Here is a 14,067-nt window from a genome sequence, read left to right on the forward strand (position 1 = left end):
GGGCTGTCACACTGCCGCTATGCGGATTCTGGTCTGCCCCGACAAATTCGCCGGCACGATCTCGGCGCCCGAGGCGGCCCAGGCGGTCGCCGACGGGTGGCGGGAGCACGCGCCGGGCGACGAGCTCACCCTGCGGCCGCTCTCGGACGGCGGTCCGGGCTTCGTCGAGGTGCTCGCCGCACCCGTGGGTGGCGCCAGGATCCCCGTGCGCACGACCGACCCGCTGGGCCGTCCGGTCGACGCCGAGGTGCTGTTGAGCCCGGACCGGGCGACCGCGTACGTGGAGAGCGCCCAGGCCTGCGGCCTGCACCTGCTGAAAAGCGACGAACGGGACCCCAAGGCGACCACGTCGTACGGGCTGGGCGTGCTGATCCTCGCCGCCGTCGAGGCCGGCGCCCGCACCGTGGTGATCGGCCTCGGCGGCTCGGCGACCAACGACGCCGGCGCCGGCATGCTGGCCGCGCTGGGTGCCGCACCGCTGGACGAACACGGCGCCGCGCTGCCCTACGGCGGTGCCGCGCTGGCCCACGTGGGCGGGCTCGGCGGCCTGCCGATGACCCGCGGCGCGACGCTGGTCGCGGCCACCGACGTCGACAACCCGCTGACCGGCCTGCACGGCGCCTCCAACGTCTACGGCCCGCAGAAGGGCGCCGACCGCGCCGACGTCCTGCTGCTGGACGCGGCGCTGGAGCGCTTCGCCGGCGTACTCGTGAAGGATCTTCCGAACTGCCCCCCGGACCTCGCGGCGCTCCCCGGTGCCGGTGCCGCCGGTGGCCTCGGCGCGGCCGTCCTCGCGCTCGGCGGGCGCTGCGAATCGGGCATCGGCCTCGTCACCCGGATGATCGGGCTGGAAGCGGCCCTCGACGCCGCTGACCTGGTGATCACGGGGGAGGGCTCGTTCGACCACCAGTCGCTGCGCGGCAAGGTGGTGGCCGGGGTGGCCGGCGGCGCCCGGGACCGGGGCGTGCCCTGCGTGGTGCTGGCCGGCCGGGTCAGCACGGGCCGCCGGGAGGCCGCCAACGCCGGTGTGACCGAGACCTACAGCCTCGTAGATCACTTCGGCGACGAGGCCCAGGCCATGACCCGCCCGGCTGCTGGACTGCGCGAACTCGCTACCCGACTCGCGGGGCAGTGGTCACGCCAGTGACATTCGCCTCACCAGGCCCGGCAACGGCGACAAGGGTAGAATTTGGCGGCGACCCTGATGGGGAATGCCCGGCCGACGGGCTAGCGTTGGCCCGAGAGACCACGTTGGTCTTCAGGGACCGGCGATCGCAGCGAGCAGGGAGATCCCACGTGACCACTTCAGCGCAGACCGGGTCGGCCGAGACCGCGGCTACGACCGTTGTCCTCACCGACGTCGCGGCGGTGAAGGTGAAGGCCCTGATCGAGCAGGAAGGCCGCGACGACCTGCGGCTCCGCGTGGCCGTCCAGCCGGGTGGCTGCTCGGGCCTGCGTTACCAGCTCTTCTTCGACGAGCGCTCGCTCGACGGCGACATCGTCAACGCGTTCGGTGGCGTCGAGGTCGTCATCGACCGGATGAGCGCGCCTTACCTCACCGGCGCCACGATCGACTTCGCGGACCGGATCGACGCTCAGGGCTTCACGATCGACAACCCCAACGCGCAGAACTCGTGCGCCTGCGGCGACTCGTTCCACTAGCCGCACCAACACCGTCGACGAACGGGGCCGCCTCCTCCGGCGGTCCCGTTCGTTGTGTCTGACCGGCCGGTAAGCTACCCCGCGCACCGCAGCCCGATGCCCATCTGTCCACCGACCCCCGAGGGCCGAAATGAAGATCGCCGTTAGCGGCTCGATCGCCACCGACCACCTGATGCACTTCCCCGGTCGGTTCGCCGACCAGCTGATCGCCGACCAGCTCCACAAGGTGTCGCTCTCGTTCCTGATCGACGACCTGGTGGTCCGGCGCGGCGGGGTGGCCGCCAACATCGCCTTCGGAATGGCCCGGCTCGGGCTGCGACCGGTGCTGATCGGCGCCGTCGGCACGGACTTCGACGACTACCGGGCCTGGCTGGAGCGCCACGGCGTCGACTGCGACTCGGTGCACGTCTCCGAGGTGCTGCACACCGCGCGCTTCGTCTGCACCACCGACGAGGACATGTGCCAGATCGCCTCGTTCTACGCGGGTGCGATGAGCGAGGCCCGCAACATCGAGATCGCCCCGGCCAACGACCGGGTGGGCGGCTTCGACCTGGTGCTGATCAGCGCCGACGACCCGCAGGGCATGGTGCGCCACTCGCAGGAGTGCCGGGACCGCGGCTACCGCTTCGCGGCCGACCCGTCCCAGCAGCTCGCCCGGATGGGCGGCGAGGACATCATCTCGCTCATCGACGGCGCCGCCTACCTGCTCACCAACGACTACGAGAAGTCGCTGCTGGAGAGCAAGACCGGCCTGTCCGACGCCGAGGTGCTCGACCGCGTCGCGGTGCGGGTCACCACGCTGGGCAAGAACGGCGTCGAGATCACCGGCAAGGACATCGAGCGGATCCACGTGCCGATCGCCCGCGACGTGCAGCCGATCGACCCGACCGGCGTCGGCGACGGCTTCCGCGCCGGCTTCTTCGCCGGCCTGTCCTGGGGCCTCGACCTCGAGCGCTCCGCGCAGATCGGCTCGCTGCTCGCCGGGCTGGTCCTCGAGGGCGCCGGCGGCCAGGAGTACGACCTGCGCGCCGACACGTTCCTCAAGCGGCTCGGTGACTCGTACGGGCAGGAAGCGGCCGACGAGGTGCGGCCGCATCTGAAGGGGTGACTCCCCGCCTGGTCGTCTTCGCCGGCCTGCCCGGGGTCGGCAAGAGCACCCTGGCCGCCCGGGTGGGTACGGCGCTGGCCGCACCCGTGCTCACGGTCGACCACGTCGACCGGGTGCTGCGCGCGCACGAGGTCGTCGAGACCGCGCCGGGCGTCACCGCGTACGACGTGGTCGCCGCCCTGGCCGAGGCCCAGCTCGCGATGGGGCTGACCGTCGTGGTCGACGCCGTCAACGCGGTCGCCGCCGCCCGGGCGACCTGGCCGGCACTCTGCGAACGCCGCGGGGCGGCGCTGCGCGTCGTCGAGGTCTGGTGCGGCGACATGACCGAGCACCGGCGTCGCGTCGAGACGCGCCACGCCGCCGCACCCGACGGCAACCCGACCTGGGAGCAGACGGTGTTGCGGATGGCCGAGTACGAGCCGTACATCGGCCGCCGCCTGGTCGTCGACACGTCGATCGCCGGCGACCCGCTGCCCGGCACCCTCTCCTGGATCGAGGACTAGGACACGCCCTAGACGTCGCGCCGCACGTCGAACGCGTGCGGTGACGGCGAGCCCAGGTACTGCTGGCCGCGCATCCGGCACCAGGCCGGGATGTCGGTCGCCGCGGCCGGGTCGTCGGCCAGCACCCGCAGCGTCGCGCCGACCGGCAGGTCCGGGAGGCGGCGGGCCAGCGCGATCACCGGCAACGGGCAGCGCTGGCCCCGGCAGTCGAGCACCTCGGTCATAGGTCCACCACTCCGGCCTCGGCGCGCAGGTCGGCCACGATGCCGGGAAGCTCCGCCAGGAACCGGTCGACGTCGGCCTCGGTGCTGTCGCGGTGCAGCGAGACCCGCACGTTGCCGTGCGACAGCACGCCCATCGCGACCAGCACGTGGCTCGGGGTCAGCGTCGACGAGGTGCACGACGAGCCGGACGACACCGCGAACCCGCGCCGGTCCAGCGCGTGCAGCAGCGCCTCGCCGTCGACGTAGAGGCACGAGAACGTCACCAGGTGCGGCAGCCGGTCGTCCGGGTCGCCGACCACCTCGACGTCGGGCACGGTCGCGGCGACCGTCGCGCGGATCCGGTCGACCAGCACGCGATGCCGTTCGGCGAGCGCCGCGGCCTCCGCGTGGGCCGCCCGAAGGGACGCCGCGGCCGCCACGATCGCCGGCAGGTCGGTGGAACGGTCGGTGCGCTCCTCGGAAGGGCCGGGCGGCACGAACCGGGTGCCCTTGCGCACCACCAACAGTCCGACGCCGGGCGGTCCGCCCCATTTGTGCGCACTGGCGCTCAGCAGTGACCAACCGAACGGCAACGGCACGCGTCCGACCGACTGCGCCGCGTCCACATAGAGCGGCACGCCGTGCTCCGCGCAGGCCTCGGCCGCCGCTTCGACCGGCTGCACCGTGCCGACCTCGTGGCTCGCGCTGATCAGCGCGGCCAACGCGGTGCCCGGCTCGGCGACGGCGTCCGCGAACGCCGCCAGGTCGACCCGGCCGAGCCGGTCCACACCCACCTCACGCACCGTGCCACCGGCCGCGGCGTGCCGTTCCGCCGCGTGCAGCACCGCCGAGTGCTCGATCGCCGAGTGCACGAACCCGCGGCCGACGCGTTCCCGGCCGGCGAGCCCGCCGAGCACTGCCGTGTGCGCCGCGGCGGTGCCGCCCGACGTGAACGACAGCTCGTCCGGACGCACCCCGAGCACCTCGGCCGTCGCGCCGCGAGCCGCGTCCAGGAGCTGTCGGGCCCGCCGCGCTCGTGAGTAGAGCCGAGCCGGATCGGCCCAGCCGTCGTCCAGCGCCGCGGCTAACGCCTGCCTGGCCGCCGGGTGCAGCGGAGCCGCGCTCGCGGTGTCGAAATAGGCTTCTGAAACCCCCACGATCAAACGTTATCCCCGGACGGCGCGCCGACCCCCGGAGCGGTGTGACGACCTTGGTCGAGTAATGTGCGACCGTCGGTGACGGCAGGTGCGAGAGGGGCAGGACCACAACGTGTCCGCAGTGCGTTCGAAAGCGCGGTCGACGGCCGTCCGGTTGGCCGGTGTCGGCGTCGGCGGTGCGCTGCTGTTGCTGCTCTCCGGTTGTGACGTCGGCAGTCACGTCGACGGCTTCGGGTGGCCGCAGAACGGCATCACCGAGCAGTCCAAGCGGATGTACGACCTCTGGATCGGGTCGACCGTCGCCGCCCTGATCGTCGGCGTGTTCGTCTGGGGCCTGATCTTCTGGTGCGTCATCCGCTATCGCAAGCGGGGCGACAAGCTTCCGGTGCAGACCCGGTTCAACATGCCGATGGAGTTCCTCTACACCATCGCGCCGGTGCTCGTGGTCTCGGTGCTCTTCTACTACACGGCGATCGTGCAGACCGACGTGAACAAGACCACCGCCAACCCGGCCGTGACCGTCGAGGTCGAGGCGTTCAAGTGGAACTGGCAGTTCAACTACCAGTCCGGCCCGACCGAGAACGGCAAGGTGGGTGAGACGGTCACGTCCACCCTGGGCACCACCGAGATCATCCCGATCCTGGTGCTGCCGACCGGCCGCACGATCCGGTTCGAGGAGACCAGCCGCGACGTCATCCACTCGTTCTGGGTGCCGGAGCTGCTGTTCAAGCGCGACGTCTTCCCGGGCAACGTGCGCAACGTCTTCGAGGTCACCATCGACCAGGAGGGCGCGTACGTCGGCCGCTGCGCGGAACTGTGCGGCACGTACCACTCGATGATGAACTTCGAGCTGCGCGCCGTCTCGGGCGACAAGTACGACCAGTTCCTCGCCGCGAAGCAGGGCGGGCAGACCACGCAGCAGGCGCTCGAGACGATCGGTGAGGACCCGCTGGCGTCGACCACGTCACCGTTCCCGACGCGACGTGACCTTTCGAACTTCAACCCGGGCGGCACCGCCGCCGGCACGGGCAACTGAGAGGCCGGCCATGCGCACCGAGTGGAAACTGTTCAGCGTCATCTCCGCCTTCCTGTTCGTCGCGACGTTCGTCTACGCCTTCTGGACCAACGCGCAGACCCAGGGCATCGACTGGGTCGGCACGGTCGCGCTCGCACTGAGCTTCCTGCTCACGACGATGTGCGGCGGCTTCTTCTGGTTCGTCAGCCGGCGCATCGAGCCGCGCCCGGAAGACCGCTCCGACGGCGAGATCGCTGACGGCGCCGGCGAGATCGGCTTCTTCAGCCCGGGCAGCTACTGGCCGTTCGGCATCGCCCTGGCCGCCACGATCGCGGGCCTCGGCCTGGTGTTCTGGCAGGTCTGGCTGCTGGCCATCGGCCTGATCTGCGTGATCCTCACGGCCTGCGGCCTGATCTTCGAGTACTACACCGGAACCCGCCGCACCGCGGAGCACTAGCTCATTAGTCGAAGTCCTTGGTTGAAAGGCCGGCCCGGATTCCGGGTCGGCCTTTCGCCTTTCCCGGGTCCGCGTTGGTCCCGACCGTCGCTCCCGCCGGAGACCGCTCCGCTTCGCTCCGCTGCCAGGTCCGCGCTGGGTCGCGCTTCCGAGATCTAGGTAAACGGCTGCTGCTCCCGCAGCATCCCTTTACCTAGATCTGCCACCAGAGGGGCTTTCGGCGGCGTGCCGGCCGCCGGGTGGGTCGCTCCGCCGACGTGAGTGGGTGGCTGGCTGCGCCGATGTGGGTGGGTGCAAAAGCAGAAGGCCGCCCCGTGGGGCGGCCTCTCGCACGGGAAGGGGTTACAGGCCGTCGGCCTTGGCTGCCTGGGCGACCTCGACCCAGCGGTCCAGGAGGGCCGCTGCGGCGCCGCTGTCGACGGCGGCGGCCGCGCGCTCCAGCGCCACGCCCAGGGCCGGCAGCAGGTCGTCGGCGCCGCCGGCGTGGGCGACCAGAGCCGCTGCCGCGTTGACCAGGGTGGCGTCGCGGACCGGGCCGGGCTCGCCGGCCATCACCCGGCGGGCGGCGTCGGCGTTGAAGGCCGCGTCGCCGCCGCGTAGGTCGCCCGGTGCGGAGCGGGGGAGGCCCAGGTCGACCGTGTCGAGGCGGGTCTCGCGGACCGCGCCGTCGTGGGCCAGCCAGACCCGGGTCGGCGCGGCGGTGCTGATCTCGTCGAGGCCGTCCTCGCCGCGGACCACGAGCACCGAGTCGCCGCGGCCGGCGAACACCGCGGCCATCACCGGGGCCATCCGCTCGTCGAAGCAGCCGACCAGGCCGGAGCGGGGGCGCGCCGGGTTGCTCAGCGGGCCGAGGAAGTTGAACGCGGTCGGCACGCCGATCTCGCGCCGGGTCGGGCCGGCGTGCCGCATGCCCGGGTGGAACCGGGCCGCGAAGCAGAAGCCGATGCCCGCCTCGGCCACCGTGCGGGCGACCCCGGCCGGGCCGAGCTCCAGCGGGATGCCGAAGTGCTCCAGCAGGTCCGCGGTGCCGCACAGCGACGACGCCGCGCGGTTGCCGTGCTTGACCACCCGCACTCCGCAGGCGGCCACCACCATCGCCGCCATGGTCGAGATGTTGACCGTGTGTGCCCGGTCGCCGCCCGTGCCGACCACGTCGACGGCGTCGGCCCGGACCGACTCCGGCAGGTCGACCGTGACCGCGGCCGTGAGCATCGCCTCGACGAGGCCGCCGAGCTCCGCCGGGGTCTCGCCCTTGGCCCGCAGCGCCATCATGAACGCGGCGATCTGGGCGGGGGTGGCCGAGCCGGCCATGATCTCGCCCATCGCCCACGCCGTGTCAGGGGTGGCGAGGTCCTCGTCGCGCAGCAGCGCGGCGAGCAGGTTGGGCCAGGTCCGATCGCCCATGCCGGGCCTCCCGTGTCGGGCCGGAGGTATTGGGGGAGTGGTGCCCGTCAGGCGGTGGTGACCGGCCCGCCGGCGGCGTACGTGCGGAGCATGGCCGCGACGGTGCGGCCGGTCTCGATCGGGTCGAGCGGGAACATCAGGGTGCCCTCGACCTGCGCGTAGGCGGCCAGCCAGCGGTCGGCGGCCCGGGCCAGCACCAGGCAGACCGGCGGCGAGGCGTTGGGGCGGTCGTCCTTGATCTGCCGGGCCAGGCCCAGGCCACCGGCCGGGGTCGCCTCGCCGTCGAGCAGCATCAGGTCGATCTCGTAGTCGTCGACCAGGCGTACGCAGGCGTCGTAGTCGTCGGCCTCGACGAACTCGACCCGCAGGTCAGCCGCCGGCCGGGTGCCCACGGCCAGGCGCATCCGGTCGCGCACCTTCGGGTCGTCGCTGTAGAGCAGGACGGTGTACGTGCGGTCGGTCATCGAAAGGCTCCCACGTGGTTAGTCGTGCGCCGCAGATCGTACCGCCGCATCGTTTTGATCTTGAGCCCGCTCCCGGGCCTCCTGCCGGTCCAGCTCGCGGTCGATCCGGCGGGCCTCCCGCTCGGAGGCGCGGATCCACTGCACCACCAGCACCGCGATCATCGTCACACTGACGAACTCGCCGCCCGCCCAGAGGATGCCGCCGGCGGCCCGCTGGTCGTCGAACGGGTTGGCCCAGGCCAGGTGGAGCGACGGGTACCAGTCGCCGCCGAGCAGCGTCGTGCTCTGCATGATGGTCAGCCCGAGCACCGTGTGGAACGGCACGGACAGCAGCATCAGCAGGGCGCGGGCCGGGTACGGCCAGCGGCCGGGCAGCGGGTCGAGGCCGAGCAGCGGCCAGAAGAACAGGCAGCCGACCAGGATGAAGTGCGCGTGGGTGAGCTCGTGCAGCCACTCGTGCCGGAGCGTCTGCTCGTAGAGCCCGGTGAAGTAGAGCGCGAACGGGGTGGCCACGAACAGGCCGAACGCCACGAGCGGGAAGGTGAGCACCTTCGCCACGTGGCTGTGCACGACCGCGAGCAGCCGGCGCCGGGGCGCGCCGTGCAGCACACGCAGGGCCAACGTCATCGGCGCGCCGAGCGCGAGGAAGATCGGCGCGACCATGGACAACACCATGTGTTGCACCATGTGGACCGAGAGCAACGTCGTGTCGTACGCGTGCAGGCCACTGACCGTAACCGAGGCGATACCGCCGAGGCCCGGGAACAGGAAGAACACCGTGCGGGAGACCGGCCACCGGTCGCCGCGCAGGCGGAGCCGGTGCACGCCGTACAGGTACAGCCCCGCCGCCACGACCAGTAGGACCGACAACCAGCTGTTGAGCCGGATCTCGGTGAACACCGACGCGATGGTGAACGGCGGGGGCGTCGCTTCTGCCAGGACCACGCAGCCAGGTTAGTACCGGGTAGGTTGGTGGCATTTGCCGGGCCACGGCGCGGCGGATGCACCCCCGCGATCGTCTTCGCTCGTGGAGCGCAATAATGACCGCGTGACTGCGGCCCCAGCGATCGACAAGAGCCGGATCCATTCCCTGACGAGACCAAACATGGTCTCGGTGGGAACGATCGTCTGGCTCTCCAGTGAACTGATGTTCTTCGCGGCTTTGTTCGCGATGTACTTCTCGATTCGCGCTGCGGCGCCTGAGCTCTGGGCGGAACACACGCCAGAGCTCAACATCCCGTACGCGACGACGTTCACGGTCATCCTGGTGCTCTCGTCGATCACCTGCCAGATGGGCGTGTTCGCCGCCGAGCGGGGCGACGTCTACAAGCTGCGGCAGTGGTTCACGCTGACGTTCTTCATGGGTCTGACGTTCCTGTGCGGCCAGCTCTTCGAGTACCACACGCTGGTCGGCGAGGGCATCAAGATCAACACGGACGGCTACGGCTCCATGTTCTACCTGACCACCGGCTTCCACGGCCTGCACGTGGCCGGCGGTCTCCTCGCCTTCATCATCTACATGATCCGGACGACGATGGGGCGCTTCACCCCGGCGCAGGCGACGACGGCGATCGTCGTGTCGTACTACTGGCATTTCGTCGACGTCGTGTGGATCGGCCTCTTCCTCATGATCTACGGTCTCCAGTGATCATGAGCGTCACGTTTCCGACCCCAGCGCCGTCCCAGGGACAAGGTCGCACACCCGTGAAGGACAAAGCCTGATGACATCTCCGCACCGGTCCGGCGGTCTGCTCGCCCGGATGCGCAGGAGGCGCGCCGTGCCGCGGAGCCGGGCCCGTCGCCGAGCCGCTTCGGCGCTCCGGCTGATCGCGGCCCTCGTCTTCGCCGGTGGCCTCTACACGGCGTTCGCGCCGGCCATCTCCGCCCAGGACGCACCGCTGTCCCCGGCCGCCATGGAGGGCAAGGCGCTCTTCGACACGAGCTGCATCAGCTGCCACGGCATGAACGGCCAGGGCATCGAGGGTCGCGGCCCGAGCCTGATCGGCGTCGGCGGCGCCTCGGTCGAGTTCCAGGTCAGCACCGGCCGCATGCCGCTCGGCTCGCAGGGCGCGCAGGCGCTGGAGAAGCCCCCCGTCTTCAACGAGGAGCAGACCCGCCAGCTCGCGCAGTACGTGCAGGAGCTCGGCGGTGGCCCGCAGCTACCGGAGGGCAACGACCTGCACTCGGGCGGCGACATCGCCGCGGGAGGTCAGATCTTCCGCCTCAACTGCTCGTCCTGCCACGCCTTCGGCGGTGGCGGCGGCGCGCTGTCCTCGGGCAAGTTCGCGCCGCGGATCAGCGACACCGACGACCGGGTCATCTGGGCCGCGATGCTCTCCGGCCCGCAGAACATGCCCGTGTTCGGTGACAACCAGCTCACCCCGGACCAGAAGCGCGACGTGATCGCGTACATCCAGGAGACGCTGAAGGACCGCGACCCGGGCGGCTTCAACCTCGGCCGGCTCGGCCCGACGACCGAAGGCCTCGCGGTCTTCGTCGTGGGCATCACCGCGCTGATCTTCACGGCACTGTGGATTGCGGGGAAGTCATGACCGTCCAGACCACCGGAGGCAACGGCAACGGCCACGGGTCGTCCGTTCCGGAGGAGATCGACTACGACGACCCGCGTACGACCCGGTTCGAGAAGGTCAAGGCCGCCGCCCGCCAGGACGGCGTCGACATCGTGCACTACGAGCCGCAGTTCCCCGAGCGGGGTTCGCGGCTCGAGAAGCGGATGTCCCGCAACGTCTCGTTCATGTTCCTGCTCGTCGGGCTGTTCTCGACGGCGTTCATCGTGCTCTACATCGTCTGGCCCTGGCGCTACAAGCAGGGCGACGTGATGATGAAGTACTACACGCCGCTGCTCGGCATCACGCTCGGCCTGGCGCTGCTGTTCCTCGCCTTCGCGATCCTCACCTGGGGCAAGAAGCTGCTGCCCAAGGAGGTCTCGATCCAGGACCGGCACGACGGCGGGGCGCCCGAGGGCGACCGCCGGGCGGTCGGCCAGACCCTGGCCTACATGGTCGAGGAGCTCGGCGTGAAGCGCCGGCCACTGCTCGGCCTCGCGGCCGCGGCCGGGCTCGCCCCGGTGGCCGCGGTCGTGGCGGCACCGCTGATCGGTGGGTTGATCAAGAACCCGCACGCCGACAACCAGATGTTCGTCACCGGCTGGGCGCCGATCAAGGAGCCCGACGGCAGCACCCGGCTGGTCCGGCTGACGCGCGACGACGGCACCCCGATCCGGCCCGCCGACGTGAGCGCCGGCGGCCAGATGACGGTCTTCCCCGGCATCCCCGAGGGCGCCACCAACGTGCACGCCGACTCACCGACGCTGCTGATCCACCTGCGGCCCGACGACGCGGCCGTGTCGCGAGCCAACAACGTCAAGGGCACCGGGCACGACAAGTTCGACCGCGGCGACTTCATGTACGGCGACTACATCGCGTACTCGAAGATCTGCACGCACGCGGGCTGCCCGGCGAGCCTCTACGAGCAGCAGACCAACCGGCTGCTCTGCCCCTGCCACCAGTCGCAGTTCCTCATCACCGACAACGCCAAGCCCGTCTTCGGCCCTGCGAGCCGCAGCCTGCCGCAGCTTCCGCTGGACGTCGATGACGAGGGATACTTCGTGGCGAGGTCGGACTACCAGGCCACCGTCGGCCCTGACTTCTGGGAGCGGCCGTGAAGCGCCGAAAGATTGACCTGAAGACCCTGCCGGCCAAGGCGGGCAACGAGGTCGAGGACCGGCTCGGCGTAGCCACCCCGCTGCGCAGCATCATCAACAAGGTCTTCCCCGACCACTGGTCGTTCCTGCTGGGCGAGATCGCGCTGTTCTCGTTCATCGTCCTGCTGCTGACCGGCACGTTCCTGACCCTCTTCTTCGAGCCTTCGCTCAAGGAGGTCACGTACGACGGCAGCTACACCCCGCTGCGGGGTGTGCACATGTCGGCGGCGTACGCCTCGTCGCTGGACCTGTCGTTCGACGTCCGCGGTGGTCTGGTCATGCGCCAGATGCACCACTGGTCGGCGCTGGTCTTCATGGCCGCGATCATCGTGCACATGCTGCGCATCTTCTTCACGGGTGCGTACCGCAAGCCGCGTGAGGTCAACTGGATCATCGGTTCGCTGCTGTTCTGGATCGGCTTCCTCGCCGGCTTCACCGGCTACTCGCTCCCGGACGACGCGCTCTCCGGCACGGGCCTGCGGATCGCCTCGGCGATCATGCTGTCCATCCCGGTGATCGGCACGTGGCTCACCTCGTCGATCTTCAACGGCGAGTTCCCGGGCGACATCATCATCAGCCGGTTCTTCATCGCACACGTGCTGCTGATCCCGGCGTTGCTGGTCGCACTGATATCCGTGCACCTCGCGCTGGTGTTCAAACAGAAGCACACCCAGTGGCCCGGCCCCGGCCGGACCAACACCAACGTGGTCGGCGAGCGGTTCTTCCCCCGCTACACGATCAAGCAGGCCGGCTTCTTCATGGCCGTCGCCGGCGTGATCGCGGTGCTCGCCGGTGTGCTCCAGATCAACCCGATCTGGCTGTTCGGCCCGTACGAGGCCGGTGTCGTGTCGGCGGCGTCGCAGCCTGACTGGTACGTCATGTTCCTCGACGGCTCGACCCGGTTGATGCCCGCCTGGCAGATAAACATCGGCATAGGCAACGGGTACGTCATCCCGCCGATCTTCTGGCCGACGGTGGTGCTGCCCGGCATCCTGACCACGCTGCCGCTGGCGTATCCGTTCATCGAGGCGCGGCTCAACAAGGACAACAAGATCCACAACCTGCTGCAGCGCCCGCGTGACGTGCCCCAGCGCACCGCACTCGGCGCCATGGCGGTGGCGTTCTTCCTGGTGCTGACCCTGTCCGGCGGCAACGACGTGATCGCCGACAAGTTCAACATCAGCCTGAACGCGATGACCTGGGCCGGCCGGATCGGCTTGCTGATCCTGCCGCCGCTGGCCTACTGGGTGGCCTACCGGATCTGCCTGGGCCTCCAGCAGCACGACCGCGAGGTGCTGGCACACGGCGTCGAGACCGGCATCATCCGGCGCTCGCCGGACGGCCGCTTCTACGAGGTCCACCAGCCGCTGGGCCACGACCACGAGGCGCTTCCTTACGCCGGCTGGGTCGTCCCGAAGAAGATGAACCGCCTGGGCGCGCTCGGCCCGGCGCTCAAGGGCTTCTTCCGGCCGCTCGAACGCCCCGCCGAGGCTCCGGTCTCACCCGGCCACCCGCCGGTCGAGGCGGCGCCCGAACGGCGCGAGATCGAGTCCAAGCACTGAGGTTGGCTTGGCGAAGGGCGAGGATCCCGCTGGGATCCTCGCCCTTCGCGTGTGCGGCGACACGCCGACCCACTTCCCACGGTGCGACCACGGAGCGTGGCAGCGTGGCCCGTGAGTGGTGATGACGGCCACTCGCGTTCGGGTTCCGCTCTTCGAAAGGAGACGCCATGCGTGGCGAAGAGGAACTCACCTGCTCCGTGTGTGGCACAGCGCTGCCGTTCGGTCACCCGACCGACAGCCCGGAGCTGATGTGCGAAGGCTGCGGCGCCGCCGTGGTCGTCGCCCCGATCACGGTCTGGCTGCGCTACAGCCGCAAGGGCGGCGTAGCACCGGTGCAACGCAGCGCGGCCTAGGCCGGGTGGCTGCTTAGGTCGGTGTGGCCGTCCGGGCCAGCGGGTCGGTCTCTCCCTGCAGCGCGGGGTTGCCCATCGGCTCGACGGTGTCGTCGGTTCGGGCGTAGCGCTGGCTGAGCAGCGCGCTCTTGGCCAGGCCGACCTGGTGTGCCTCGACGAACACCGCCTCGCTGCGGTTGCCGTCGACCGTCAGGTAGCCGTCCCAGGCCAGGGCGACCGCCGTAGTGCCGGCCGGCACAGTGGCCAGTGCCGCCCGGCCGGCGTTGACGCTGTCGGTCAGGTCGCCGTCCGCCACGAAACGGGTCAGGTCGCGACTGCCGTCGGCCCGGTCGAGGAACGCGAACGGCACGAAGCCTTCGGGGGCGATCGCGGCGTTCTCCAGCGCGTAGTCCAGGGCGGCGAAGAGCAGGTCCAGGCTCGACTCCGACATGTCGTCCAACACCGTCATGCCGAGC

17 protein-coding genes are annotated in these 14,067 nt (G+C 70.5%); 11 read left to right on the plus strand and 6 right to left on the minus strand.

The window, feature by feature from the left end:
* Positions 1-19 precede the first annotated feature (19 nt).
* The 4 genes from BLV39_RS12290 (at position 20) to BLV39_RS12305 (ending at position 3,273) form a co-directional block, all read left to right on the plus strand.
* Complete coding sequence (locus BLV39_RS12290) at positions 20-1,147, plus strand: glycerate kinase family protein (protein ID WP_090790315.1); 1,128 nt, start codon at positions 20-22, stop codon at positions 1,145-1,147.
* A gap of 149 nt (positions 1,148-1,296) precedes the next feature.
* Positions 1,297-1,662 (plus strand): iron-sulfur cluster insertion protein ErpA, encoded by a 366-nt coding sequence (gene erpA / locus BLV39_RS12295; protein ID WP_089251258.1) that lies wholly within the window; start codon positions 1,297-1,299, stop codon positions 1,660-1,662.
* Positions 1,663-1,792: 130 nt separating this feature from the next.
* Entirely contained in the window at positions 1,793-2,770 is a 978-nt protein-coding gene (locus BLV39_RS12300; RefSeq protein WP_090790319.1) for a carbohydrate kinase family protein, read from the plus strand.
* Positions 2,767-3,273, plus strand: a complete 507-nt coding sequence (locus BLV39_RS12305; RefSeq protein WP_090790321.1) for a P-loop nucleotide/nucleoside kinase family protein — start codon at positions 2,767-2,769, stop codon at positions 3,271-3,273. The genes BLV39_RS12300 and BLV39_RS12305 overlap by 4 nt, the downstream gene beginning before the upstream one ends.
* An 8-nt stretch (positions 3,274-3,281) precedes the next feature.
* Here BLV39_RS12305 and BLV39_RS12310 read toward each other — a convergent pair whose 3' ends face one another.
* Complete coding sequence (locus tag BLV39_RS12310) at positions 3,282-3,497, minus strand: sulfurtransferase TusA family protein (RefSeq protein WP_090790324.1); 216 nt, start codon at positions 3,495-3,497, stop codon at positions 3,282-3,284.
* Positions 3,494-4,633, minus strand: coding sequence for a cysteine desulfurase family protein (locus BLV39_RS12315; RefSeq protein WP_090790325.1), 1,140 nt, complete (start codon positions 4,631-4,633; stop codon positions 3,494-3,496). The genes BLV39_RS12310 and BLV39_RS12315 overlap by 4 nt, the downstream gene beginning before the upstream one ends.
* Positions 4,634-4,754: 121 nt before the next feature.
* On the opposite strand from BLV39_RS12315, the gene ctaC reads away from it, so the two are divergent.
* Positions 4,755-5,669 carry an aa3-type cytochrome oxidase subunit II gene (ctaC, locus tag BLV39_RS12320; protein ID WP_239083925.1) on the plus strand — a complete coding sequence of 305 codons (915 nt, stop codon included), beginning with the start codon at positions 4,755-4,757 and terminating at the stop codon, positions 5,667-5,669.
* Between the two features lie 10 nt (positions 5,670-5,679).
* Positions 5,680-6,105, plus strand: a complete 426-nt coding sequence (locus BLV39_RS12325; protein ID WP_090790330.1) for a cytochrome c oxidase subunit 4 — start codon at positions 5,680-5,682, stop codon at positions 6,103-6,105.
* Positions 6,106-6,447: 342 nt separating this feature from the next.
* Here BLV39_RS12325 and trpD read toward each other — a convergent pair whose 3' ends face one another.
* Genes trpD through BLV39_RS12340 form a run of 3 tightly spaced genes read right to left on the minus strand, consistent with a single transcriptional unit; the run spans position 6,448 to position 8,918 of the window.
* The gene (trpD, locus tag BLV39_RS12330) at positions 6,448-7,509 is read right to left on the minus strand and encodes an anthranilate phosphoribosyltransferase (RefSeq protein WP_090790332.1); all 1,062 of its coding nucleotides are present in this window, start codon (positions 7,507-7,509) and stop codon (positions 6,448-6,450) included.
* 47 nt (positions 7,510-7,556) lie between these two features.
* Positions 7,557-7,973, minus strand: a complete 417-nt coding sequence (locus BLV39_RS12335) for a response regulator (protein ID WP_090790334.1) — start codon at positions 7,971-7,973, stop codon at positions 7,557-7,559.
* A gap of 18 nt (positions 7,974-7,991) precedes the next feature.
* Positions 7,992-8,918: a cytochrome c oxidase assembly protein gene (locus BLV39_RS12340; RefSeq protein ID WP_090790336.1), complete on the minus strand. Its 927-nt coding sequence runs from the start codon at positions 8,916-8,918 to the stop codon at positions 7,992-7,994.
* 103 nt (positions 8,919-9,021) lie between these two features.
* On the opposite strand from BLV39_RS12340, the gene ctaE reads away from it, so the two are divergent.
* The 5 genes from ctaE (at position 9,022) to BLV39_RS12365 (ending at position 13,612) form a co-directional block, all read left to right on the plus strand.
* Positions 9,022-9,621, plus strand: a complete 600-nt coding sequence (ctaE, locus tag BLV39_RS12345) for an aa3-type cytochrome oxidase subunit III (protein ID WP_090790338.1) — start codon at positions 9,022-9,024, stop codon at positions 9,619-9,621.
* 73 nt (positions 9,622-9,694) lie between these two features.
* On the plus strand, positions 9,695-10,525 hold the full coding sequence (qcrC, locus tag BLV39_RS12350) for a cytochrome bc1 complex diheme cytochrome c subunit (protein ID WP_090790341.1): 831 nt from the start codon (positions 9,695-9,697) through the stop codon (positions 10,523-10,525).
* Positions 10,522-11,658: a cytochrome bc1 complex Rieske iron-sulfur subunit gene (qcrA, locus tag BLV39_RS12355; RefSeq protein WP_090790343.1), complete on the plus strand. Its 1,137-nt coding sequence runs from the start codon at positions 10,522-10,524 to the stop codon at positions 11,656-11,658. Before qcrC ends, qcrA begins: the two co-directional genes overlap by 4 nt.
* Positions 11,655-13,259, plus strand: a complete 1,605-nt coding sequence (gene qcrB, locus BLV39_RS12360) for a cytochrome bc1 complex cytochrome b subunit (RefSeq protein ID WP_090790346.1) — start codon at positions 11,655-11,657, stop codon at positions 13,257-13,259. Before qcrA ends, qcrB begins: the two co-directional genes overlap by 4 nt.
* A 167-nt stretch (positions 13,260-13,426) precedes the next feature.
* On the plus strand, positions 13,427-13,612 hold the full coding sequence (locus BLV39_RS12365) for a hypothetical protein (protein WP_090790348.1): 186 nt from the start codon (positions 13,427-13,429) through the stop codon (positions 13,610-13,612).
* 13 nt (positions 13,613-13,625) lie between these two features.
* On the opposite strand, the gene BLV39_RS12370 is transcribed toward BLV39_RS12365, so the two are convergent.
* Positions 13,626-14,060, minus strand: coding sequence for a hypothetical protein (locus BLV39_RS12370; protein WP_090790350.1), 435 nt, complete (start codon positions 14,058-14,060; stop codon positions 13,626-13,628).
* Positions 14,061-14,067 lie beyond the last annotated feature (7 nt).

The organism is Asanoa ishikariensis, assembly GCF_900107455.1.
Taxonomy (GTDB): domain Bacteria; phylum Actinomycetota; class Actinomycetes; order Mycobacteriales; family Micromonosporaceae; genus Asanoa; species Asanoa ishikariensis.